Source organism: Acinetobacter sp. WCHAc010052 (genome assembly GCF_002165295.2).
GTDB lineage: Bacteria > Pseudomonadota > Gammaproteobacteria > Pseudomonadales > Moraxellaceae > Acinetobacter > Acinetobacter chinensis.
In genome coordinates this window covers 2,743,428-2,766,730 of record NZ_CP032143.1, presented here as the reverse complement: position 1 = coordinate 2,766,730, position 23,303 = coordinate 2,743,428, and the positions used below count along the sequence as shown (strand labels likewise).

Genomic DNA, 23,303 nt, shown 5'->3' with positions numbered 1-23,303 from the left:
ACAAGGAAGAAACGCAATGGAAGAAATAATTACGGTTTTTACCAAAAATGCCCTCGTCGCGGCGCTCGCAGTGACTGGTCTGATGATGTATGTATCGCATCTTTTGTCGAAATACCTCACCAAAGGGAAGTTACAAAGCTCAGCCATCGCCATCACTATGGGCTTAGTTTTAGCTTATTTTGCTGGGATTTATACTCAAGGAGAAAAGGGCATTTCAGATATCGCCATTTTTTCAGGCTTTGCTTTACTTGGTGGCGCCATGATTCGTGACTTAGCCATTGCATCAACGGCGTTTGAAGTCGATGTCAAGGAAGTGAAAAAAGCAGGAAAGGTGGGTTTGATCGCGCTCGGACTTGGCTGTGTGATTCCATTTGTGATTGGTGCAACGGTGTCCTGGTTGATGGGGTATAAAGATCCCGTTTCGATGACCACGATTGGAGCAGGTGCGATGACTTATATCGTTGGACCTGTTACTGGTTCAGCCATAGGTGCAAGCTCAGAAGTAATTGCATTATCGATTGCAATTGGCTTAATTAAGTCAGTGTTCTTCATGGTGGGTACGCCAATCTTTGCAAAATTTATGTATCTCAAAAGTCCACGCTCTGCCATGGTTTTTGGTGGAATGGCGGGGACAACCAGTGGCACAGCAGCAGGTTTAGCTGGAACGGATGTGCGTTTAGTGCCCTATGGTGCATTGGTCGCAACCTTCTATACCGGTCTTGGTTGTTTACTTGGACCATCTGTATTTTTTCTCACAATCAATGCCATCTTCGGCTAAGCACAGCATAAAGGTGACTCCATGAACCAAATGGTTAAGAAGCGCTTATGGGATAAGCAGCGCACCCGTAGACAAGAAAAACTGACTCTTGCCAAAGAAAAAGGCTTTGCAAAACAGGTTGAGCATGCTCGGGTGATTGAACTCCTGGAAACCGTGATTTCCAATGGTGATCGCGTTTGTCTGGAAGGTAATAACCAAAAGCAGGCCGATTTTCTGTCAAAGAGCTTAAGTCAGTGTAATCCTGAGGTGGTTCATGACTTACATATTGTACAGTCGGTATTGGCTTTACCCAGTCATATTGATGTCTTTGAAAAAGGCATTGCCTCTAAGGTTGATTTTTCCTTTGCAGGACCACAAAGTTTACGTCTGGCACAATTAGTTCAGCAGCAAAAAATCAGTATTGGTTCGATCCATACTTACCTGGAGTTGTATGGGCGTTACTTTATTGATCTGACGCCAAATGTCTGTCTGATTACGGCACATGCGGCTGATCGTGAGGGTAACCTTTATACAGGTGCGAATACCGAAGATACGCCCGCGATTATTGAAGCCACCGCATTTAAAAGCGGGATTGTGATTGCGCAGGTTAATGAAATTGTCGATAAGTTACCACGTGTCGATGTACCTGCGGATTGGGTCGATTTTTATATTGAAAGTCCCAAGTACAACTATATAGAACCATTGTTTACCCGAGATCCTGCACAAATTACCGAAGTACAGATTTTAATGGCGATGATGGTTATTAAAGGGATCTATGCGCCTTATCAAATTCAACGTTTAAACCATGGTATTGGCTTTGATACTGCGGCAATTGAATTATTGCTGCCTACGTATGGGGCATCCTTAGGACTAAAGGGACAGATTTGTACCAATTGGGCTTTGAATCCGCATCCGACTTTAATTCCTGCGATTGAAAGTGGATTTGTCGATTCGATCCATAGCTTCGGTTCTGAAGTGGGGATGGAAGACTATATTAAAGAACGTCCAGATGTGTTCTTTACAGGCAGTGACGGCAGCATGCGTTCCAATCGTGCCTTTAGCCAAACTGCGGGTTTATATGCCTGTGATCTCTTTATTGGTTCAACCTTGCAAATTGACTTACAGGGTAATAGTTCAACTGCAACAGTAGACCGTATTTCTGGTTTTGGTGGTGCGCCGAATATGGGCTCTGACCCGCATGGACGCCGTCATGCCAGTTATGCCTATACCAAAGCAGGTCGTGAAGCAGTCGATGGCAAACTCATTAAAGGCCGTAAGCTGGTGGTGCAATTGGTCGAAACATACCGTGAACATATGCATCCCGTCTTTGTTGAAGAGTTGGATGCGTGGCAGTTGCAGGACAAAATGGAGAGCGAACTCCCGCCTATCATGATTTATGGCGAAGACGTAACCCATATCGTGACGGAAGAAGGTATTGCTAACTTACTGTTATGTCGCACATCTGAAGAACGTGAACAAGCCATCCGTGGTGTGGCAGGTTATACCCCTGTGGGGATGCAACGTGATGAGGCCAAAGTGGATGAGTTACGCAAGCGCGGTATTATTCAACGTCCAGAAGATTTAGGAATTGATCCAACACAGGTCAGTCGTGATTTGTTGGCAGCAAAATCGGTGAAAGATTTAGTTAAATGGTCGGGTGGTTTATATAGTCCCCCAAGTCGCTTTAGAAACTGGTGATCGACATGGAAAAGTTAAAATTTGAATTGCAATCAGCGCCACTGAGCGCTGAACAGGCGGCGGTCATTTGTGGTGTGGTCGGTTCTGGAAATTTAGAAGTCTTGGTTTCACAGCATGATCAGGCAGATATTTGTCAGATTGAAGTCACTACATCAGCGGTCGGTTTTCAACATGTTTGGCAGTCTGTACTGAATGAATTTGCCCAACGTCATGCGGTGGCAGGGCTTAAATTTCAGTTAAATGATATGGGGGCAACACCGGCAGTGGTAAACCTGCGCTTAAGCCAAGCAATATCTATGTTTAAGGGAGTATAGGACATGGATCAAGTGATGCTCAAAAACAGTTTTTATGAAAAAACAGCACGTGCGCGTATTCAAGCAGTCGTCGATGCTCAGAGTTTTAATGAAATCTTAAAGCCGACTGAGATTGAGGTTAGCCCGCATCTATCCGCTTTGGATATTCCGGGTAGTTTTGATGATGGCGTGATTATTGGTACAGCGCGTTTAAATGGAACACCAGTGCATATCGTTGCGCAGGAAGGTCAGTTTATGGGTGGTGCTGTGGGGGAAATCCACGGGGCAAAAATTGTCGGTCTCTTGCATAAAGCCATTCAGGATCAGGCACAGGCAGTACTGTTTTTTGTCGACTCAGGAGGCGTGCGTCTGCATGAAGCCAATGCAGGTCTCATTGCTATTTCCGAAATTATGCGTGCCATGTTACAGGTACGAAATGCAGGCATTCCTATTATTACGGTGATTGGCGGCACTTGTGGCGCTTTTGGTGGTATGGGCATCAGTGCGTGTTTGAGCAGTGCAATCATTATGACGGAAGAAGGACGTTTGGCACTGTCTGGGCCAGAAGTGATTGAAACAGTTAAAGGCGTAGAAGAGTTTGACTCGAAAGACCGTGCTCTGGTTTGGCGCGTTACAGGCGGTAAACATCGTTATTTACTCAATCATGTACAGGCTTTGGTCGAGGATGATATTGCAGATATTCGTGATGCGATTTTAACGCAGCTGGACGCTAAAGCTGCTCCTTTAGACTTAGAACAATTATTGCAACAGCAGCAACAGCTTGAGCAGCAGTTCCAACGCTGGTTTGGTAAAAATGATGGTTTACAGATTTGGCATGACATGGGAATTTCACAGCCAGAAAAAATTCCGATGTTGTCTGCCCATGAAGTTGTGTTGTTAAAGCAAGGATGAGCTCATGAATACAGAATTACTTTTACAACAGTTATTTCCGCATCAACTGAATTATCAGATCGAAGGTTATGTGATTAAGGGTAATGCACAGACGGATGCAGGTCCCGTGCGCATTCTCGGTACAGTCAATGCAGCGCCCATTAATCAACAGATTGCCATGGAACTGGCAGGTGAAATCTTAGAGCTGGTACAGCAGAACCAACAAACGCCTGTGGTGTTTATTGTGGATACGCAAGGCCAGGATCTTTCCCGTGCGGATGAGTTACTGTGCTTAAACCGTACCTTCGCGCATTTGGCATCTTGTGTTGACCTGCTGCGTAGAAGTGGACATGCCAACCTCGCGATTATTTTTGGTCAAGCCGTTAGTGGTGGGTTTTTGTCCTATGGTCTCATGGCAAACGAAGTTTATGCGCTCAGTGATTCGCAAGTGAAAGTCATGGATTTAAATGCGATGGCACGGGTCACTAAAATTCCAGTCGAAAAGTTAAAAGAGTTGTCACAAAGCTCAGCTATTTTTGCTCCAGGGGCAGAAAACTTTTACAAAATGGGCGCAATCAATGCCATTTGGCCAGATTTGGAGACAGACTGGGTCAGCCAAGCACTGTTAAATCAACAACAACATCTTGAAACTTATCTGACAGATCAACGCCGTGTGGCAGGGCAGCAGCGTCAAGGGCGTGTGTTGTGTAATACCATTATTGAGAAAGTTGTTCGCAGTTAAGGAAGCAGATATGGATCGCCATGACTTAGCTTATCTTTGTGATTCAGCACACCTACATTTTTTAGATGTTTCTTTACCAGAAGCAGTGAAACAAAAGGTGTATCAGCTGTTGAGCCAACATATTCCAATGACCGTTTGTCGGCAGGACGATATGGATGAGGGACAAGTGAAGCTGGCGATCAATTGCTTGGTTGAAGGCTATAAATATCGGGTGGCGTGTTTAGTCGATAGACACGCGATTGAGCAGATCACTCGTCCGCTTTCTCTGCAGACGTTGTTCGAAACTGACGCGCAGCTCCTGCAACCTAAAGTGCTGAGAGATTTTGCAGACAGTTTGGAACAATTGGGCTGCAAAGTGTATGTCTATGGTTCCTATGCGTATCAGTCTCTTACGCAGGAGGCTTATGTCAGGCCAACATCAGACTTAGATCTGTTGCTGTATCCGCAGCACCAATTTGATGTACCAGAAATTTTACAGCTCATTCAACAAGTCCAAGCCCAGAGTTCTATTCGCTTGGATGGAGAGATTCAAATCCATCCAGACTGGCATGTGTCATTTAATGAGTTAATTACGGTTTTTCCTGAAATGAACCAGCAAGTGATCGTAAAAGGAATTCAGCGTGTGGAGATGCTGAGATTAGAACAATTATTCGAAGGGAAGCTTGAATATGCAAATGCTACAACCGTATGAAGTTTTATGCCCAGGCATTATCACTACTGCTGAAACATTAGACCGTTTGGCATGTATGGCGTTATTGGATGAAGCCAGTTTAGAACATAAGCCTGGTTTGGTTTGTCCGGGTTCGCAGGGCAGCCATCGCGACATGGACTTTAGCTTGTTCCAGTGTAGTGTAGATGCTTTACAGGGCTATTTTCAGGCGCAATGTTTGAATGGTTATCGTGATGCTGATTTTGAAGAGATTAGACAATGTGGCATTTTCGCTGAACAGAAGATGATGACTGCAACTCAGCAGATCAATACCCATAAAGGGGCGATTTTTAATTTAGGCTTTGCCAGCGCTGCAGTAGGGCAATGTTTAGCAGCGGATAGTCCCTTGAATGCAGGTTCGATCAGTCAAAAAATTCAAAGTACCTGGCAGCATGAACTGTTACATCATTTAGAGCGTAATCCCAATAGTCACGGGCAACGCATGCGTAGTCAATATGGCATCACAGGAGCGATTGAAGAAGTGGCTTCAGGTTTTAAAACGGTGATGGATATTGCCTTGCCAACGTATATTGAGATTTATAGCAAAACGGTCAATGCACAGCAGGCTGCAATTCAGACTTTATTCAGTCTGATGGCCTATGTACAGGATACCAATATTGTTTGGCGTGGTGGTTTATCAGCCTTATATATTGTGCAGGATCTAGCCAGGCAGTTTTTGGCCCGTGGCGGTGTGTTACAACACAATTGGATGCAAGATGTGGCTGGAGTGGAAGATTATTTCATTCAGCATCGCTTAAGTCCGGGAGGCAGTGCAGATTTATTGGGGGTGACTTTATTCATGCTGAAGGTGGAACATGAATTTCGCAATCATATTTAGTGGGCAAGGACTCCAAAGCTTGGGGCATGTTCAAGAGCTACTCACTTTGGCGGATGAGCTTCATGTATCAGATAGTTTAAAGCAGCATTTGCCGCGACTATTTTGTTCTGATTTAACCGAAGCAGATCTGTACGCAAATGAATTTGCGCAGCCTTTTATTTTTGCTTTGCAATGGTGTCGTTGGCAAAAGTTAAAACCTGAGATTGAGGACCTTATGAGTTTCTCAGGTTATTCACTCGGAGAGCTAAGTGCACTTATTTGTGCAACGCAGATAGGTTTGGAGCAAGGACTATATTTAGCCCAGCAGCGTGCTTCGTTAATGTCTTCAGCCACTCAGCACGTAAGTGGCTTAATGGCTATTCAGGGCATCAATCTCAATACGCTTGAAGCGTTGCTGACGGAAACGGCAACAGCACTTTCCATCAAATTGAGTGATAGTAGTTTTGTCGTGGGTGGGGCTGATGCCAATTTACAGCAGCTGACTCAGCAACTCGAATTGCGAGGAACACGTTTTATTAAACGTTTGAATGTCACCATTGCATCGCATACTGCATGCATGGATGCTGCGGTTCAGCCGTATCGGCAAGTTTTACAGCAGCAAGACTTTGCTCGTTTATGCACGGCCATGATTAGCGGTTCGGGTGGGCATAAGTTTTTTAAGACCACAGACGCAGTTAATGCACTGATTCACCAAATGAATCATACGGTTAATTGGGATGCCTGTTTAAGTGCAATACAAGAAAATCAGCCTGATATCGTCTTAGAAATTGGACCGGGCAGCGCTTTAAGTAAAATGCTCTTGGAACGTAATCCAAATTGTATCGTACGGGCGGTGGATGATTTTAAAAGTTGGTCTGGATTACAGGCATGGTTAGAAAGCTTACAAATAGGATGATTTTGAAAATTTATTTTTATTAGATATGTTAAAATGCATGCGCAAGTTCTAATCTTAAGACAGGATATTGAACAAGTTTAGCGATTCAATGCACTAAATCTAATTTGGGTCAAAATTGGGTCAATGAATTTTTTTACTCAATAATATAGCTTTGAAATGAACGAGTTGAGGTTTGAGTTCAATTGACGCCACCTCCACCAAAATTCTTGTTATAAAAAAGCCACTTACATAAGTGGCTTTTTTATTGCCACATTTTTATTCCAGGAACTGTCGATATTGGTGAATTTATGCTGTGCGTGCCACACTTAATTTTTCAATTTCTTGTTTGTTCTTATCTGCATGAAGCCATTTGGTATAGCGCTTTATCAACATTTGTAAGCTATGCCCTGGTTGGTCTGCTACAAACATTGGATTAACACCATCCATAAGTAGCATCGTCGCATAGGTATGCCGTGCATTATATGCAGGGCGATGACGAATCTGGCAAGCTTTCATAGCTGCTACGAGACGTTCTCTGGGTGGCTTTTCGTTAAAAAAAGCTCCTTAGTTTAGGGCAGAGCATTAAATAGTCAGAATTATAGCCTTGGTCTTTCTTGAATTGGATGAGGTATTTTAAAGCCAAAGTAGACCTTTCATTTAAGTAAACTTCTCGAGAGGTATGCGTTTTTGTCACTTTCTTCTCTAATCCACGAACGCGGCTTTTGTTCACTTTAAACGTACTGGTAAAGTCGTTGAAAAGAACAGTATATGTGTTGAGAGTAAAGCCAATTATTGACTGCCCATTGGGTATAAATATAATTATGCTTAAAAATGAATTGATTGATAAATATACAATAATTACAATGGCATCAACAAAAACCATTGTTTTAAAACAAACTTTAAAAAACTTTTGAAAAAAATGGGGGGAAAATGAGCACATTTAAATTCAACAGGTAATGAAGAATATCTGAAATTTATCATGAGTCCATATAATGATTTGGGTAAAGAAGATAATGTTTATACGGGTGCATTGGGAATTTCACAAGCTGAGGTTGAAAAGAAAATTAAGGCAGGTGATTTTAGTGCATTAGATGCAGGGTTATATTACTTAAAATCAGGCCTTTATAATGGCTGGGACTTAGCCACAATGGGATTTGTGGGGCGTTATGCTGAATTACTTAAGAAAAATGAAAAGGGTGAAATAAGTGATAGTGACTTGCGTCAATCAGCATCATTAGATGCCTTTGGATCACTTGGAGCAAGGGCGATTGGAGCCAGAATTGGTTTAGCTGCAGAAGCACGATTTGGAGCAGGTGCAAAGGCTATGTTAACAGAATCAATTACATATGCAGCTATAGATGCTGCTACACAAGCTTATATTTATAAAGTGACAGGGGGGAAAGGTGGGAATAATGATGAGTATGCACTTTTGACTTCTGTTGGTATGGATATGATAGTGGGTGCAGGCTTGCATTTGGCTGGTCGAGTACTTTTGGGTGCTAAGACCATGTGGAAAACACCAACTGAGACCAATCGCCTTGAGTATAAAATTGTTATGCCAACTCCACGAGCAGATATTGAAGCGAAGTATTTATTTACCAAAGCGGATACTACAGGGCGGAGTTTAATTCTGGGTGATGGTGGTAAGTTTAAATCTGCAATTTCAGGGAAAGAAATAGAAATTCCTAAAGCACAAACAATGGTTTCGCAAGAAGCAACGGAGTGGCTAGTTAATCAAGTAGCCGAAATGAAAGCGATTATAGATAAGATTAGACGAATAGATCCCGCTATAAGTACAGAGAATCTTACAATAGCTGCGGTACATATTCGGAATGCTTTTGTAAATGCTGCTCGTCAATCCATAGCCGATCCTCGAGTATTGTTAAAGCTAGAGCAAAATAGACCTTTATGGGATTATCGTTATAAAGAAAGTGAGTTAGCAAAACAGGGATATAGTGGTGATGCACTTAATAGAAAAATGATTGATGATGCACTTAATATAGACGAGTTGAAACTTGAAACTAAACATAATGCCTGTTTTGTTGCAGGTACATTGGTTCATACGGATAAGGGTCTAGTTCCAATTGAGCAGATTAAAGTGGGTGATATGGTGTTATCACGTCCTGAAGATGGTGATGAAAATACATCAACGCAATATAAACGAGTCATAAGAACCTTTGCTTCACCTGAAAAAGAAAAAATTTATCGCATGAGAGTTACATTTCATGGCGATAATGAAGAGGTTTACACGCTTGACCGAATGCAAGCTACTCAAAAACCAGACCCTGCTATATTCAAAAATAGTACTTATCATCTAAGCTCTGCTCATGAACTATATTTTTATTGCAATAGTTCACACCCATTTTGGACCAAAGAATTTGGCTGGAAACCTGCACTTGATATTTTGAATGATGTTGATTATGACTTGGAATATAGTGAGCGAGAGGATCATAGTGTTATTACATTTGATGGCTATATAGGAAATCTCTGGGGGGGGGAATAAGCCACTCGAAAGTGATTGTATACCTAATGTTGCTATAACCAGATATGGCTATTATGATGGGATAGAGGTTATTGATTTTAATAGTGGAAAACCTGTTCATATTGCAGCAAGAAACACAACCTGTGATGCGCACTGGTCAGAGGATATACATTTTATCCCTGCTGAACGATATTATGAATATTTAGAGCAACAATATTATCAAGATAAACCAGGTTCTGATGAATCATTGACGCAAGAATATTATTACACTGCTAATGTATATAATATCGAAGTTGAAGATTACCATACCTATTTTGTGGGTAAAGTTGGAGTGTGGGTACATAATTCTAATGGTTGTTTTGGTGAAGTTGCTAAAGTAGCTAATAAATTTAAACAATAATCTGAGTGGGCAAATAAACAATTAAATAGTAGTCCTTATGAGAAATCAAAAGAGTTTGACGTAAAAGTAGAAAGTTTGCCAGTGGAATGGAGAAAACCTGTATCTGATTATGATGGATCATATAAATATAGTGCAGAAGATATAGCGTTATTGGAAGATTTTATAGATAAATTACCCTCAACTAGTTTATCCAAACGAGCATTACCTATAGATTTGTCTGAAAATAAATTTAGACAAAAAATTGCAGAGCTTTTTCCAGAACTTAATAAAGGTGGTTTGGTAATTGTTATTGATGAAAATAGAGCTGGTAAGATAGGTCAATTAGAGCAAGATAGATGGGGTACAACAGCACATGATCAGGATGGTTTACTTACACATAATGAATATTATGCTATTTATGAAAATCCTAATCCAAGGGGCTTGAATGGTAGAACATATGAGGGGGCAAAATTATTGATTGATGAAAATGGAAATGCCACTTTATTGTATCTTGATGTTAAATCTGGAATGGGCTTGTTAGGAACACCTAAAATTTTAAATGGTTTTACAATACAAAATATTTTTTCTCAAGTAAAATGAATGAATATATAAATGATACATTCTTAGAATCATTTTTAGCAGATGCTATTAATTAATAGGATAAAACCATCGATAGGTGGTTATAATAATGTTATGCAAAAGGCTATGTATGTTCTTAATAAACTAAAGATCAGAAGGATTGGAATAAATCAAGGACAGTGCTTAAGGCTGATATCGGGACAAACAAAGACTGAATTTATTTAAAAATTTAATTTACCTGGGCGAAAGTCATCTGTTAATGAGCTCACGTCTTTTAATACAGTAACAAATCTGCTGGCTACCAGTTTCAGTAGATCCGGATAATTTATTTATGTTGGGTAAGGTCATTACCCTGAATATTATCAGCTGTATCAATAATTTTATGGATTTTATCAGCGTGCTTTATTGAATTAATAAGGATTTTGGGATAATTATTATATTGATGCTTGTTTATATTTTTGGCTTAATTTTCATGAAATAGACAATTAAAGATGGTCAGGTACTGACCATCTTTAACCTATCTATCCAGGGCAAAATACTACAATTCAGTGATTTAAAAATGTTTTCAGAATGTCATTAAATGCTTCAGGCTGCTCGATATTTGAAATATGTGAGGCATTAATTTCAGCCAGCTGGCTATCTGGAATACGATCCACCATAAACTGACCATCTGCAATTGTGGTTACAGGGTCTTGCTGACCTGCAATCACCAAAACAGGCACGCTGATATTCTTTAATTCTTCACGTAAATCAGCCTTAGCCAATGCCTCACAACAACTTGCATAACCTTCTGCGCTGCCAGCTGCTAAGTCGTTACTTAAAGATTGTACAATTTGGGCTTGGCTTTGGATAAAGCTTTCTGTAAACCAGCGTAATGCTGCTGTTTCTGCAATTGGTTTTAAGCCTTGTTCACGAACAAGTTTGGCACGGTCTAACCATGCTTGTTCCTGACCAATTTTTGCAGCCGTGTTACAGACGATCATATGGTTAAATCGTGCAGAATGATGAATCGCTAACCATTGTCCAGTTACGCCACCCATTGAAATTCCGCAAAAGTCTGCTTTTTGAATGTTGAGGTGATCTAAAAGATTCACCACATCTTGCCCTAATTGATCGATGGTATATGGACCTTGTGGAGCAGAAGACTGTCCATGACCACGTGTGTCATAACAAATTACAAAATGATCTTTTTGAAAATGCTCAATTTGCATTTGCCACATACTGTATTTTGTGCCTAGCGAATTTGAAAATACAATCGCAGGGCTACTCGCATCACCAAAAGTTTGGTAATTGATTTCGGCATCGTTGGATGTAAATTTTGGCATGATTCGTTTATTCCTTATTTATAAAAATCCCCCTAAATCCCCCTGAGCAAGACTTAAGCACTGCTTTAAGTCGAAGTGCAAGAAGGGGGACTTCACTAAGGATTAAACTCTTTCAATAATCAAAGCGATGCCTTGACCGACACCGATACACATTGAACATAGGGCATATTTACCACCAATCGCTTCAAGTTGGTTCAGTGCTGTGGTGACTAAACGTGCACCTGATGCACCAAGCGGATGACCAATGGCAATCGCTCCACCGTTTGGATTCACGTGTGTTGCACCATCTTCTAAACCAAGATCGCGAGTGACTGCTAAAGCTTGAGCTGCAAAAGCTTCATTTAGTTCAATCACATCCATTTGACTTAAAGTTAAGCCTGTTTGTGCAAGTAGTTTTTTAATTGCAGGTGCAGGACCAAAACCCATGATACGTGGTTCAACACCAACAGTGGTTGCCCCAATAATTTTAGCGCGGGCTTTCAAACCGTATTTTGCAACTGCATCATCTGAAGCAATCAAAAGTGCTGCCGCACCATCATTAATTCCTGAAGCATTGCCCGCGGTGACTGATCCATCGGCTTTGATCACTGGTTTAAGTTTAGCTAAGCCTTCTGCTGTAGTTGATGCACGTGGATGTTCATCGGTATCAACTACAATGGCATCGCCTTTACGCTGTGGAATGGTGACAGCAATAATTTCTTTAGCAAAGAATCCTTTGGCTTGTGCAGCTGCGGTACGTTGCTGACTTTCTAAGGCAAATTTGTCTTGATCTGCACGGTTTATATTAAACTGTTCAGCCACGTTTTCAGCAGTTTGTGGCATGGTTTCGACACCATACATTTCTTTCAGCTTTGGATTGATAAAACGCCAACCCATGGTAGTGTCTTCTAGTTTTTGACTACGACCGAATGCACTGTCAGATTTCCCCATCACCAGTGGCGCACGACTCATGCTTTCTACACCGCCTGCAATGATCAAATCCGCTTCACCTGCTTTGATTGCACGGGCTGCCATTGCAACGGCATCTAAAGATGAACCACATAATCGGTTTACTGTGGTTGCAGGGACTTGGTAGGGAACACCTGCCAAAAGTGCAGACATCCGTCCAACATTGCGGTTGTCTTCACCTGCCTGGTTGGCACAACCGTAGATTACGTCATCGACCTGTTCCCAGTTCACTGTTGGATTACGTTCCATTAGAGCTTTGATTGGTAATGCGCCTAAGTCATCCGCACGAACTGGTGCTAAACCACCTGCATAACGTCCAAATGGGGTGCGGATGGCGTCAATGATGTATGCGTTTTTCATTGTTTATATAATCCTTTTAACCTTAATCCCTCCCGACCTCCCTTTAAAAAAGGGAGGAGAACCAAATCTCAAATTTAGGATGTGGAAGTCCCCCTTTTTTAAAGGGGGATTTAGGGGGATTCTATATATTTCTAAAGTGCCTTAAGCAGTCGCATCAATCAACTTTGCACCCGTCATCGACTGCAATTCGTCAAATGAAAGACCATCCACTTTTTCTATGACTTTCATACCTTCAGCAGTCACATCAATTACGCAAAGATCAGTATAGATACGGTCTACACATTTCAAACCTGTCGCAGGATAAGACAGTTCCGCGACGATTTTTGGTTCGCCTTTTTTAGTGACATGATCCGTAGTGATAAAAACTTTCTTTGCTCCAACGGCTAAATCCATCGCACCACCCACCGCAGGAATCGCATCTGGTGCGCCTGTATGCCAGTTTGCTAAGTCACCATTTTCTGCAATCTGAAAAGCACCCAAAACAGCAATATCTAAGTGTCCACCACGCATCATGGCAAATGAATCACCATGATGGAAGAAACAACCACCTGTCAGCATGGTGACAAATTCTTTACCAGCATTGATCAGTTCAGGATCTTCCTGTCCTGCTTCTGGTGGGGGGCCAAAAGCCAATAAACCATTTTCAGAGTGTAAAAATACGTCTTTGTCTGATGGTAGATAATTTGAAATCTTGGTCGGTAAGCCAATACCCAGATTCACATAAGCACCATCTGGAATGTCCTGGGCAACACGTTCAGCAATTTGATCACGGCTTAATTTGGTATAACTCATTTTAATTTCTCCGTATCTTATTACTGTGCGTTATTGTCAGTAGAACCGACAGCAACAACGTGTTGTACGAAAATCCCAGCAGTAACGATATGTTCAGGATCAAGCGCACCGAGTTCAACTATTTCCGAGACTTGTGCAATGGTGACATCCGCTGCCATTGCCATGATTGGACCGAAGTTACGTGCAGATTTGTTATAGACTAAATTGCCCCAACGGTCGCCTTGATGTGCTTTGATTAAAGCAAAATCAGCTTTGATTGGATTTTCTAAAACGAAGTCTTTGCCTTCATAATTTAAGGTCGGTTTGCCTTCAGCAAGCATCGTTCCAAAACCTGTTGGGGTGTAGATTGGTCCTAAGCCCATGCCTGCAGCCTGGATACGACAAGCTAAGTTGCCTTGTGGAACAAGTTCGAGTTCAATTTTTCCTGCGCGATACAGTTCATCAAAGACCCAAGAGTCTGACTGACGTGGGAATGAACAAATGATTTTACGCACAGCACCTGTTTTTAGAAGTTTAGCTAAACCGTAATCGCCATTGCCTGCATTGTTATTGATAATGACAAGGTCTTTCACACCCAGTTCGATCAAGCCATCAATCAGTTCAGCGGGTTGTCCTGCTGTGCCAAACCCACCAATCATGATGGTCGCACCATCTTTGATCTGGGAAAGTGCTTCTTTCAGTGAAGCTGAGCTTTTATCAATCATGTGATTAACCTTATCTGCATTTTCATGAATTTCTATGCATAAATATCGCTTCTGAATAGTTATGCGTAGAAATTGTGGTGTTGCGATAACTTTAGAAATTAAGCCTTAAATCTGAAGCATTGTTATTGAATTACTCAACTGACGTTACGTTCTAAAGTGGGTTCAAGCCACCCTAAGATGTTAGAGTGGCTTGATTTCTGATCAGGTATCATCTTCACGAATAGAAGACGGGTGACGGTTTAAGGCAGTCACCTGAATATCCATATAAGGGTAGAGGGGTAATCCTTGTAGGATATTGTGTAATTCTTCATTACTTTCAACATCAAAAATACTGATATTGGAATACTGACCCGTTATGCGCCAGATGTGACGCCATTTCCCTTGTCGTTGCAGATCCTGAGAATATGCTTTTTCAATGGCTTTAATTTCACTGGCTTTATCGCTTGGCATATCGAGTGGGATATGAACGTCCATTTTGACCTGGAAAAGCATGGTGACTCCTTTAATTATTGACGACGCAGGTTGTCGATTTTGTCTTCATCCAGTTCAATCCCTAAGCCATGACCCGTTGGAATTTTTAGCTCAAAGTTTTCGTATTGAAGTGGTGTTTTTAAAATCTGTTCAGTCAGCAGCAATGGACCAAAAAGTTCAGTGCCATAAGCTAAGTTACTGAATGTAGAAAATACGTGTGCTGATGCAATTGTTCCCACAGGACCTTCAAGCATGGTGCCACCATAAAGGTCGATCCCTGCTAAACTGGCAATTTTCCCAACTTCGCAGCCTTCGATTAAACCGCCAGACTGTGCGACTTTGACTGCAAAAACAGAAGCAGCATTACGTTTAGCCAGTTCATAAGCGCTTTGTGGTCCCATTAAAGATTCATCAGCCATGATGGCAATATCAAACTTACGGGTTAAGCGTTCCATAGCATCAATATTGTTGATGGCACAAGGTTGTTCGATCAGATCAATGCCACCATCCTGCAGCATCTGAATGCCTTTAATTGCAGTCAGTTCAGACCAGGCACGATTGACATCAACACGAATGGAAATGTCATCACCTAAGGCTTTTTTGATGGCTAAGACATGTTCAACATCCTGTTCCACAGGGCGTGAACCGATTTTCAGTTTGAAGACATTATGACGTTTGCTTTCAATCATTTTTTGCGCTTCGGCAATGTCTTTTTCAGTATTGCCAGAGGCAAGAACCCAAAGGACTGAAATGCTGTCACGTAAACGTCCGCCTAAGACTTCACTTAAAGGTAAGCCTAAACGCTGTGCCTGGATATCCAGTAATGCAGTCTGAATTGCGCATTTAGCAAAACGGTTACCATTGATATTACGGTTAATCGTTTGCATCGTTTGTGCGACGTTTACATTGTTTAAAGTTTTTAATAAGGGCGCAAAATAAGTTTCAATATTGGTTTTAACACTTTCAGGACTTTCTTCACCATAGCCTAAGCCACCGATTGTGGTTGCTTCGCCCCAGCCGATAAAGCCGTCTTCCGTGCTTACTTTGACCAGTACTAAGGTTTGGGTTTGCATTGTTGCAACCGCCATCTTATGCGGACGGATGGTTGGAATCTCAACAAGCAATGTTTCTATGGATTTATACATTGCAAATCTTTCTTCAGTGTTAATCTACTTATATACCTTAATTTAATGTAATATCTTTAACTAGGCTGATAATGGTATTTTTAGATACTTAAAAGGTATATAAAGGAGTTGCTGTCATGGAGTTACGACATTTACGTTATTTTGTAACTGTTGTTGAAGAGCAAAGTATTACCAAAGCTGCTGAGAAATTGTGTATTGCACAACCACCTTTGAGCCGGCAAATTCAGAAATTAGAAGAAGAGTTAGGTATTACCTTGTTTGAACGTGGTTCCCGTCCTGTTAAAACCACTGAGGCAGGGATGTTCTTTTATGAACATGCAGTACAGATATTGACCCATACGGCGCAAGCGACTTCAATGGCTCGACGTATTAATGCCGTGGATAAGACGGTGCGGATCGGTTATGTGGGTTCACTGCTGTACGCATTATTACCGCAGATTATTTATTTATTCCGGCAGCGTCATCCTGATATTCACGTGGAATTAATTGAATGCGGAACGCGGGATCAGATTGAAGCCTTGAAAGTAGGTAAAATTGATATCGGTTTTGGACGTTTGAGATTAACAGACCCATCCATTAAGCGCTTATTATTGCGCAAAGAACGCCTCAAACTGGCTGTGCATAAAAATCATCATCTGGCGGAGTTTATCAACACAGGCGTGTATTTATCACAAATACTTGATGAGTCGATTTTTTCCTATCCTCTTACACCCAAACCTAATTTTTCAACATTGATTCAGTCGATTTTTACTGAACTGGGGCTGGTGCCGAAAAAACTGAGTGAAGTCCGTGAAATTCATTTGGCTCTTGGTCTGGTTTCTTCAGGAGAAGGGATTTGCCTGATCCCAGAAAGTGCCAGTGATATTGGGATGAAAAATTTAATTTATATCCCGGTTTTAGATCTGGAAGCCTACAGTCCTATTTCCTTATCGGTGCGGAATATGGATCAGAGCGCGTATATTCCTTATATTTTAGAATGTATTAAAGAAGTGTTTGAGGAGGAAGGTAAGCCGATTCAACTGAATGAAGATTAATCTGGTGCAATGTGTCGGTCTCACCATCTTATTGCATGCTGCTGTTTCAGAAATCAGCCCGTAGTCATTATGCCTGCTCTAAATCCTTCATTCTTAAATGCTGTGCAATATATTGAAGCTCCTGTTCATCATTGATTAAATCCTGCTGAACAGTTTCAATCTGGTCCTGGATATGGCTCAGTACTGACTGGGATTGGGTAATGATTTTATCGGTATAAACATCGAGTTTTTGCCATAAGGTTTGTGAAATTTCAGCATACAGACGATCATGCCCAATGGCTAAGATTTCTTTTGCATCATCAGCATAAATGACTTCATAGGTGAGATGCTCAGCGAATTGTAGAGCTTCAAACGGAAGATTCTGCAGTTGATAATCAACCAGGATATCTGAAATCTGCTGTGACAGAAGCTGCTCCGTCTGTTGTGTCAAAGTGCTGTAAAGCTCATCCACTGCCCGTTGTTCAGCAAATTGCTCCAGCAGACCTGGCAGTGTTGCAATTATACCGCGCCAGGTTTGGGTAATGATCTGTTCCTTGCTTTGCATCAATGTATTACGTGCATGATTCAGATCCTGCTGTAATTGATTTAATTGAGGGACAAGCTCCATCTGTAACGGCATTAAAATCTGTTCCTGCAAATGGTGTAGTAAGGCTTCTGCAGGTTTACGCTGTTTATAAGCTAAAGCAGGTTGGATCAAATGCAGTAAGGCATTAAATAAACGATTAAAACCGGCACTTAGCATTTCCTGATTATTGAAATCAGCATTTTTCAGCATCTGTGAGGATGTGGAAATCGGGGATTGCAGCAGGCTCGGATCAACGTGCATTTCAATGAGTTGATCTGTTGCACGGGTATGCACATCGTTTTCCTGTAAATCGCGCTGCTCAGGGCTTTTATTACATAAGACCTGACAGATCTCACCATCAACTTCATCTTCATCAAAATAATCACTGCGGGTGATCACAGGTAATAAAGGTTTATGTCGACGTAACTCTTGCCCCAGAGCGGCTAACTCTTTGACCTGACCGGGTGAAGATGAACTGCTTAACCAGAGTACGCCATCCGCACTGTCCAGAAAGCGTTGGGTCAGGTCTGCATTTTCAGGTGTTACTGAATGCAATCCTGGTGTATCCAGCAGGATTAAATTCTTACCTAAACAGACACCTTGTAAACGTGTAGTGGTTTCTGTTGCACCTTCTTTAAAACGATCCTGACTTTCAACAATTTTTCCATCTTCAAGATAAAAATACTCAACACTTTGCTGATGTCTGTGAAAACATTCTGCCAATACATTACATAAAGAGCTTTTACCGGCATTGAATTTTCCAAAAATCAGCAAAATAATTTTGTCGTCAAAGTGATCTGCGACGGATTGCGCAGCATGCAAGGTATCTGACTGGGTTTCCCAATGGTTGAGGTAACGGTCAAGTTGGGCATTGAGTGTCGCAATATCCAGTGCTATTGAACTTTCTGAAGTTAGCCCATGACTGTTTAAACGCTGATCATTGAGATTGCGCGCCAGTTGTTGATGCCAGGTATGCATTTTATCTAAATGCGTAACAATATCTTTTTCAGGTTGATCAAAGGCTTCGGTGGCATGAATGAAAGTTTGAATTGAGTTATGGATCATGATGTTTGCTCCAGTATCTTTGATGCCTGTTGAGCTTGCGTAATGCGCTGAAGCTGTTGCTGTAAATCCTGTAATTGCTGTTTCAGATGCATTCGATCGGTGGATAATTCAAAATAATGGGCAAATTCACGGCGTAAACGTTCACGTCCTGATTCATCTTCAAAAATGAGCTTTAAGTCCTTACGAAGTTTGACTGAGATACCCAGTACTGCAACCATGACCGTGTCTAAACTACGCACATTACTTTTTTGTGTATCAGGTAAACCCACCACACCATAACGCACCAGATGACTGTTGATTTCAATACATGCACGGGAGTAAGCCACTTGAATGCGGTTTCGATCACGCTTGCCCGCAGTCAACTTATACATATTGGCAAATGAATCCGGTTCTAATGAGTTATCCTGTCCAGAAATATGCAAAATGGGTTGTAAGTCCTGACGTACTTTATCCAGGATCTGATTCAGATCCTGTTCAAAAGCCTGGCGTTGCTGTTGTAGCGTATCATTAAGCTGCTGAATATTGGCTTCAGTGGTTTCTTGTTGCTGTGACAGTTGTTTTTTGAGATCTGCAAAAATCTTACTTTTCTCGAACTGGCGTACGGTTGGAACTTTATCAACCATATTGCTGAGTTTTTGTTGTAACTCAGGGATACCACTGCGCTGTACTAAAAGCTGTTTCGAGCTTTCCACACCCTGGCGATGGCGTGTCGCAGACACGGAAAAAACTGTTGCAGCAGGGGCTTGTTTTTGAATACTGTCAATAATGTGGGTTAACACAGTTTGATCCGGGATCTGGTCAATTTGTGTCAGCACCAGAATACTTTGGCGTTGTGTCTGCTCTGCATCCTGTTCGAACTGTTGAAATAACTGTAATTCAAAAGGATCAAATTCACCTTCACGCACAGAATGGATCATCAGGCGAATATCCGCTTTATTCCACATGGCATCCTGAGCATACTGATCATCAATAGCTGCAACATCGGCATCTAAGCCAGGTGCATCTAACCAACGAATATTATGTTGCAAATGTTCAGAGAGATTTACAGTTTCTCTTTTATCTGCCACAGAGAAAATATCGTTACCAATCAGTTCATTTAACAGTCGGCTTTTACCATGATTATATTTGCCAGTGACGGTAACCGTTGGAATCTGACCTGCCTGTAATATGGCACGCAACCGAGCCAATGGCATATCGTATTCAGGGAGAATGGCTAAAATATCGTGGGTTGCAGCATCGAAAGTATGAATATCCATATTATTTTCTATCTTTCCATAAAATAAAATCAGGCTAAACCGTTACAGCCAGCCTGATTTTAATATTCAACAGATCAGGTTTGAGAACATCAAACTTCCAGGCGAGGGCGGTCTACCACCTGGTTGTCTATACCATCAACCAGACGGCTCAGTTTTAGGTCAAATACCATTTCAGCAAAAGGACCTTCAACACCATTTGCCTGGCTTGCTGCCGCATCTGTATGTTCAATTGCATCTACAACAAGACCTTCACGCGTTGCATAAGCAAAGTCATCATAAGTGTACGGGTCACCGGCAACGTTGATCTGCGTAGTGAGTTTACGATGACCATCTGCTGTTACGAAGAAGTGAATATGTGCTGGACGGTTACCATGACGACCTAACTGATTGAGCAACTGTTGTGTTGGACCATCTGGAGGGCAACCATAACCTGCAGGTAGAATCGTCTGTACGCGATAATGACCTTGTGCATCTGTCATAATGGTACGGCGCATATTGAACGGTGTCTGTTCGCCAGTTGGGTCAAAGTGTGAATAGAAGCCTTTAGTATTGGCATGCCAGATTTCAACCTGCGCATCTGGAACAGGCTGACCATCTGCATTGTAAATTGTACCGTGCAGAATGAGGGTATGACCATTTGGATCACTGCCGTCATCCATACGGGCAAAGCCTTGTGAAACAGGTGCACCTGCGACATAAAGAGGACCTTCGATTGTACGGGGTGTTGGGTTCTCAATACCTAAGGCTGCATCGGCTGCATCCATACGCATATCAAGGAAATGGTCAAAACCTAAACCAGGAGAAAGTAAGCCGGCTTCATGACTTGTACCGAGCTGATTTAGATAAGCAATCGCAGCCCAGTATTCATCAGATGTAATGTTTAAATCTTCAATAATTTTAAACAGGTCGGAAACTACACGATGAATGATTTGCTTAGTGCGTGGGTTTCCACCTTCCTGCTCCAGTCCACTGAGCAAATTGATGAAGTTTTGTACTTCTTCTGTCTCGAAAATTTTAACATTGTTGGCTGTCATGGCTATCTCCTTAATCTTGCCAGAATGCTGATACACGTCATCGTTCTTAAAATCATCTGATGCGCTGTGTCAGCATTAATCCTGATATTGCTTTGTGAATATTTGATCTATATACCTTAATTTAATGTAATACCGTTAATCTAGTCTAATTCCGGTATCTTTAAATACTAAAAAGGTATGTTGTTTAAGATGGCTGTTAAAAAATAAATACTTGTAGAAAAATCCTGTATTAAAATGCCCAGACCAGTTTTAAATAACTGGTATGACCTTCGGGACGATTTTCAACATTGGTTTCTTTCAGATATTTTGCTTCGATAGACCAGTTTTTATCCTGATATTGAATTGCAGGACCAACGGCTAAAACCTGTCCACGCATGCCAATTTTATTTCCATTCACTTCATCTGATTCGGTTTGCTTAAAGGCGTAGCCTTCGACAGCAACTTTGACATGGTCATTGAGTTTATAGCCCACGCTATAATCACCTGCAAAATATTCTCCAGATTTATACTGGGTATCATCATTTTTAGTGTTGAAGCTATAGGACAGTTTGGTCGAAATATCTAAACCATTTTGAGGGGCATAGGTATAGGCAATGATCGGGCGCACGGTATTGTAATTTTTACCGATATTGGCAACCAAAGGCTGAGTCGGTGTTGCTGAGTCATATTTCCCCGTGTCTAAAACACCTTCGACAGCACCGATCCAGTGATGACTGCCATGATGCCAACCCAGCATTGAGCCGATAATTAAATCACCTAAACCACTATTACTGTCTGACATACCTGCTGCCGAAAGTCGTAAATCTACAAATGGTTGAGCAGCATAGAAACCGAGTTGTCCACCTAAATAGTTCTGCTTGGTCATCCAGACGAGGCGGGGAATCAGGGCATTTACATCGGCATGAAAGTTCGGTGGTCCATTATCAAAACTGCCTGCATGGTAATTCTGATAGTAGTTGAGTAAATAGATACCGGGTGGTGGTAATGCACCTGCCATCATGCCTTCCGCACCAAGTGCAAAAGAGTCACCGCCATTTTCTGTGGCGTGTGCGGATGTGGTCAGGAAACCGATGATGAAAGGAAGCGTTAAACTTACGATTTTTTTCATGTGAAATCCTTTTATTACTGTTGTCGTCCAGTTTCTGGTTAATGAATCATGTCTTTATAGCCATGAATTCGCTTTGCCTGATGTGCAATCAGCATCCTGAGATTGAAAAGGCAGGTATGTGTCGTTCATGTGATCTGTAATGCATACAGATCACACAAGTTTTGAGTGAAGTTTTTAATATCTAAGATGCGATTAGATATGTTTAAACAATGCCGAACGTGACTGTCCGTTTGCGCCATCTGCCGCACTTAAGAAACGCTCAGTATGAATATCTTTTTCAAATAAACGGCTCTGCATCAGTGTTGAAATGGCTGCATCAATCATCGGTGGAGGACCACACAGATAGGCTTTATGTCCACTGCATTTATTCTCAAAATGACTGGCAACCGCTTCATGCACAAAACCTGTAAAACCCGTCCAGGCATCTTCTGCCTTAGGTGCATTCAATGCAGGAATGTAGTGAAAGTTTGCATACTCTTTGACAAGATTTTCGAAAATTTCACGGTTATACAGTTCTGAAACATCACGTGCGCCCTGGAATAAATAGATATTCCTTGTTTCACCAGCTTCAAGTAAATCCAGAATCATGGATTGTGGGCTTGATAAACCAGAACCACCTGCAATGAAAATCACGCCACGATCATCTGATTTTCGGACAAAGAATTGTCCATAAGGTCCTGAAATATCCAGTTCATCGCCTTCTTGTAAATTCTCATGTACATAAGTCGTGGCTGCACCACCTTCGACTTTACGGATATGCAGTTCGACAATGCCTTTTTCATTCGGTGAGTTGGCGATTGAAAATGCACGTGTACCTTCAATATTCGGCAGTTGAATATTTACATATTGACCTGCCTGAAATTGCATCGCACGATCAATCTGCAGGCGGATGCCTTTGATGGTTGGAGACAGGTCTTTAATTTCAATCACTTTTGCCTGGTAGTCTTCAACCAGATAGCCTAAGAAATCCTCGTCTTCATCAACATCGGCTTCAATGACCATGTCAGATTCAGGTTTACAGCAACATGCCAGAACCTTATTTTCCTCACGCTCAATATCCATCAGCGCAAAAGGAGAGGCTTCACCGACATCATAAAAACCATCGGTCACTTGTACTTTACACGTACCGCATGTGCCATGTCCGCAAGCGAAAGGGAGCCAGACCCCTTGACGCAAAGCTGCATCAAGGATGGTCTGATCTTCTTCGACTTCAATTGTGGTACCGATTGGTTCAATGGTAACTTGATAACTCAT

The 23,303-nt window shown here is 41.7% G+C and carries 23 protein-coding genes and 1 pseudogene; 12 read left to right on the top strand and 12 right to left on the bottom strand.

Annotated elements, in window-relative coordinates; translation table 11 throughout:
* The first annotated feature begins 16 nt into the window (after positions 1–16).
* The 8 genes from madM to CDG61_RS13510 are packed head-to-tail and all read left to right on the top strand — an operon-like array spanning position 17 to position 6,823.
* Positions 17–778, top strand: coding sequence for a malonate transporter subunit MadM (gene madM / locus CDG61_RS13545; RefSeq protein WP_087514369.1), 762 nt, complete (start codon positions 17–19; stop codon positions 776–778).
* Between the two features lie 21 nt (positions 779–799).
* A complete protein-coding gene (mdcA, locus tag CDG61_RS13540) occupies positions 800–2,455 on the top strand; it encodes a malonate decarboxylase subunit alpha (RefSeq protein WP_087549541.1) in 1,656 nt (551 codons plus the stop codon).
* A 5-nt stretch (positions 2,456–2,460) separates the two neighbouring features.
* Positions 2,461–2,769, top strand: coding sequence for a malonate decarboxylase acyl carrier protein (mdcC, locus tag CDG61_RS13535; protein ID WP_016166424.1), 309 nt, complete (start codon positions 2,461–2,463; stop codon positions 2,767–2,769).
* A gap of 3 nt (positions 2,770–2,772) precedes the next feature.
* Positions 2,773–3,660, top strand: coding sequence for a biotin-independent malonate decarboxylase subunit beta (locus CDG61_RS13530; RefSeq protein WP_087549540.1), 888 nt, complete (start codon positions 2,773–2,775; stop codon positions 3,658–3,660).
* Between the two features lie 4 nt (positions 3,661–3,664).
* The gene (gene mdcE / locus CDG61_RS13525) at positions 3,665–4,381 is read left to right on the top strand and encodes a biotin-independent malonate decarboxylase subunit gamma (RefSeq protein ID WP_087549539.1); all 717 of its coding nucleotides are present in this window, start codon (positions 3,665–3,667) and stop codon (positions 4,379–4,381) included.
* Positions 4,382–4,391: 10 nt separating this feature from the next.
* Positions 4,392–5,072, top strand: a complete 681-nt coding sequence (gene mdcG, locus CDG61_RS13520) for a malonate decarboxylase holo-[acyl-carrier-protein] synthase (RefSeq protein ID WP_087549538.1) — start codon at positions 4,392–4,394, stop codon at positions 5,070–5,072.
* Positions 5,050–5,928 carry a triphosphoribosyl-dephospho-CoA synthase MdcB gene (gene mdcB / locus CDG61_RS13515; RefSeq protein ID WP_087549537.1) on the top strand — a complete coding sequence of 293 codons (879 nt, stop codon included), beginning with the start codon at positions 5,050–5,052 and terminating at the stop codon, positions 5,926–5,928. Before mdcG ends, mdcB begins: the two co-directional genes overlap by 23 nt.
* Entirely contained in the window at positions 5,906–6,823 is a 918-nt protein-coding gene (locus tag CDG61_RS13510) for an ACP S-malonyltransferase (RefSeq protein ID WP_087549536.1), read from the top strand. Before mdcB ends, CDG61_RS13510 begins: the two co-directional genes overlap by 23 nt.
* Positions 6,824–7,108: 285 nt before the next feature.
* Here the strand turns inward: CDG61_RS13510 and CDG61_RS17685 are convergent.
* Positions 7,109–7,550 (bottom strand): annotated as a pseudogene (locus CDG61_RS17685) (tyrosine-type recombinase/integrase); the annotation flags it as partial.
* Positions 7,551–7,781: 231 nt separating this feature from the next.
* Here CDG61_RS17685 and CDG61_RS17680 point away from each other — a divergent pair.
* From CDG61_RS17680 to CDG61_RS13485, 3 genes are all read left to right on the top strand, one after another.
* The gene (locus CDG61_RS17680) at positions 7,782–9,305 is read left to right on the top strand and encodes a hypothetical protein (protein ID WP_087549534.1); all 1,524 of its coding nucleotides are present in this window, start codon (positions 7,782–7,784) and stop codon (positions 9,303–9,305) included.
* 226 nt (positions 9,306–9,531) lie between these two features.
* Entirely contained in the window at positions 9,532–9,684 is a 153-nt protein-coding gene (locus tag CDG61_RS17585) for a polymorphic toxin-type HINT domain-containing protein (protein WP_205671791.1), read from the top strand.
* A gap of 81 nt (positions 9,685–9,765) precedes the next feature.
* Positions 9,766–10,263, top strand: a complete 498-nt coding sequence (locus CDG61_RS13485) for a hypothetical protein (RefSeq protein ID WP_147387798.1) — start codon at positions 9,766–9,768, stop codon at positions 10,261–10,263.
* Positions 10,264–10,787: 524 nt separating this feature from the next.
* Here CDG61_RS13485 and pcaD read toward each other — a convergent pair.
* From pcaD to CDG61_RS13455, 6 genes are all read right to left on the bottom strand, one after another.
* Positions 10,788–11,567, bottom strand: coding sequence for a 3-oxoadipate enol-lactonase (pcaD, locus tag CDG61_RS13480; RefSeq protein ID WP_087549531.1), 780 nt, complete (start codon positions 11,565–11,567; stop codon positions 10,788–10,790).
* Between the two features lie 102 nt (positions 11,568–11,669).
* Positions 11,670–12,875 carry a 3-oxoadipyl-CoA thiolase gene (gene pcaF / locus CDG61_RS13475; RefSeq protein WP_087549530.1) on the bottom strand — a complete coding sequence of 402 codons (1,206 nt, stop codon included), beginning with the start codon at positions 12,873–12,875 and terminating at the stop codon, positions 11,670–11,672.
* 141 nt (positions 12,876–13,016) lie between these two features.
* Complete coding sequence (locus CDG61_RS13470) at positions 13,017–13,667, bottom strand: 3-oxoacid CoA-transferase subunit B (RefSeq protein ID WP_087549529.1); 651 nt, start codon at positions 13,665–13,667, stop codon at positions 13,017–13,019.
* A gap of 20 nt (positions 13,668–13,687) precedes the next feature.
* Positions 13,688–14,371, bottom strand: a complete 684-nt coding sequence (locus CDG61_RS13465) for a 3-oxoacid CoA-transferase subunit A (RefSeq protein ID WP_087549528.1) — start codon at positions 14,369–14,371, stop codon at positions 13,688–13,690.
* Positions 14,372–14,572: 201 nt separating this feature from the next.
* Entirely contained in the window at positions 14,573–14,863 is a 291-nt protein-coding gene (catC, locus tag CDG61_RS13460) for a muconolactone Delta-isomerase (protein WP_087514285.1), read from the bottom strand.
* 14 nt (positions 14,864–14,877) lie between these two features.
* Complete coding sequence (locus tag CDG61_RS13455; protein ID WP_087549527.1) at positions 14,878–15,987, bottom strand: muconate/chloromuconate family cycloisomerase; 1,110 nt, start codon at positions 15,985–15,987, stop codon at positions 14,878–14,880.
* A 116-nt stretch (positions 15,988–16,103) separates the two neighbouring features.
* On the opposite strand from CDG61_RS13455, the gene catM reads away from it, so the two are divergent.
* The gene (gene catM / locus CDG61_RS13450) at positions 16,104–17,021 is read left to right on the top strand and encodes a cis,cis-muconate-binding transcription regulator CatM (RefSeq protein ID WP_061524781.1); all 918 of its coding nucleotides are present in this window, start codon (positions 16,104–16,106) and stop codon (positions 17,019–17,021) included.
* 67 nt (positions 17,022–17,088) lie between these two features.
* Here catM and CDG61_RS13445 read toward each other — a convergent pair whose 3' ends face one another.
* From CDG61_RS13445 to CDG61_RS13425, 5 genes are all read right to left on the bottom strand, one after another.
* Complete coding sequence (locus CDG61_RS13445) at positions 17,089–18,651, bottom strand: dynamin family protein (protein ID WP_171405608.1); 1,563 nt, start codon at positions 18,649–18,651, stop codon at positions 17,089–17,091.
* Positions 18,648–19,907: a GTPase gene (locus CDG61_RS13440; RefSeq protein WP_087549525.1), complete on the bottom strand. Its 1,260-nt coding sequence runs from the start codon at positions 19,905–19,907 to the stop codon at positions 18,648–18,650. The genes CDG61_RS13445 and CDG61_RS13440 overlap by 4 nt, the downstream gene beginning before the upstream one ends.
* Positions 19,908–19,996: 89 nt before the next feature.
* On the bottom strand, positions 19,997–20,941 hold the full coding sequence (catA, locus tag CDG61_RS13435) for a catechol 1,2-dioxygenase (RefSeq protein WP_087549524.1): 945 nt from the start codon (positions 20,939–20,941) through the stop codon (positions 19,997–19,999).
* Positions 20,942–21,170: 229 nt separating this feature from the next.
* Positions 21,171–22,049, bottom strand: coding sequence for a SphA family protein (locus CDG61_RS13430; protein ID WP_087549523.1), 879 nt, complete (start codon positions 22,047–22,049; stop codon positions 21,171–21,173).
* Between the two features lie 192 nt (positions 22,050–22,241).
* Positions 22,242–23,303, bottom strand: a complete 1,062-nt coding sequence (locus CDG61_RS13425; RefSeq protein ID WP_087549522.1) for an NADH:ubiquinone reductase (Na(+)-transporting) subunit F — start codon at positions 23,301–23,303, stop codon at positions 22,242–22,244.